This window comes from Actinoplanes sp. NPDC051861, from assembly GCF_040681145.1.
Lineage (GTDB): Bacteria > Actinomycetota > Actinomycetes > Mycobacteriales > Micromonosporaceae > Actinoplanes.
The window spans coordinates 1-1118 of sequence record NZ_JBFAYE010000051.1 but is presented as its reverse complement, the minus strand read 5'-3'; the positions used below and the strand labels follow the sequence as shown (position 1 = coordinate 1118).

Here is a 1118-nt window from a genome sequence, read left to right as displayed (position 1 = left end):
ATCGTCAAGGGTGAGGTGCCCGAGACGCTCAAGGACAAGCAGCTCTACACCCTGGACCTGGGTGCTCTGGTGGCCGGTTCGCGGTATCGCGGTGATTTCGAGGAGCGCTTGAAGAAGGTGCTCAAGGAGATCCGCACGCGTGGTGACATCATCCTGTTCATCGACGAGATCCACACCCTGGTGGGTGCGGGTGCCGCCGAGGGCGCGATCGATGCGGCTTCGATTTTGAAGCCGATGTTGGCGCGGGGTGAGCTGCAGACCATCGGCGCGACGACGCTGGATGAGTACCGTAAGCATCTGGAGAAGGACGCCGCGTTGGAGCGGCGGTTCCAGCCGATTCAGGTCGGTGAGCCGTCGCTGGCGCACACGATCGAGATCCTCAAGGGTCTGCGGGACCGGTATGAGGCGCACCACCGGATCAGCATCACCGATGCCGCGCTGGTCGCGGCCGCGACGTTGGCGGACCGGTACATTTCGGATCGGTTCCTGCCGGACAAGGCGATCGACCTGATCGACGAGGCGGGGGCGCGGATGCGGATCCGCCGGATGACCGCGCCGCCGGACCTGCGTGATTTCGATGAGCGGATCGCTCAGGTGCGCCGGGACAAGGAGTCCGCGATCGACGCGCAGGACTTTGAGCGGGCCGCGCAGCTGCGCGACAAGGAGAAGCAGCTGCTGGGTCAGAAGGCGCAGCGGGAGAAGGAGTGGAAGGCCGGCGACCTCGATGTGGTCTCGGAGGTCGACGACGAGCAGATCGCCGAGGTGCTGGGGAACTGGACCGGTATTCCGGTGTACAAGCTGACCGAGGAGGAAACGTCTCGGCTGCTGCGGATGGAAGACGAGCTGCACAAGCGGGTGATCGGGCAGGAGGACGCCGTGCAGGCGGTGTCCAAGGCGATCCGGCGCACGCGTGCGGGGTTGAAGGACCCGAAGCGGCCGTCCGGTTCGTTCATCTTCGCCGGTCCGTCCGGGGTGGGTAAGACCGAGCTGTCCAAGGCTTTGGCGGAGTTCCTGTTCGGTTCCGAGGACGCGCTGATCCAGCTGGACATGTCGGAGTTCCACGACCGGTACACGGTGTCGCGTCTGGTGGGTGCCCCTCCCGGTTACGTCGGTTACGA

General features: G+C 65.2%; 1 protein-coding gene. It reads left to right on the top strand.

Annotated features, from left to right (window positions below; all coding sequences use genetic code 11):
* A partial coding sequence (locus AB0M02_RS46735) for an AAA family ATPase (protein ID WP_364238996.1) occupies positions 1-1118 on the top strand: 1118 nt, incomplete at both ends.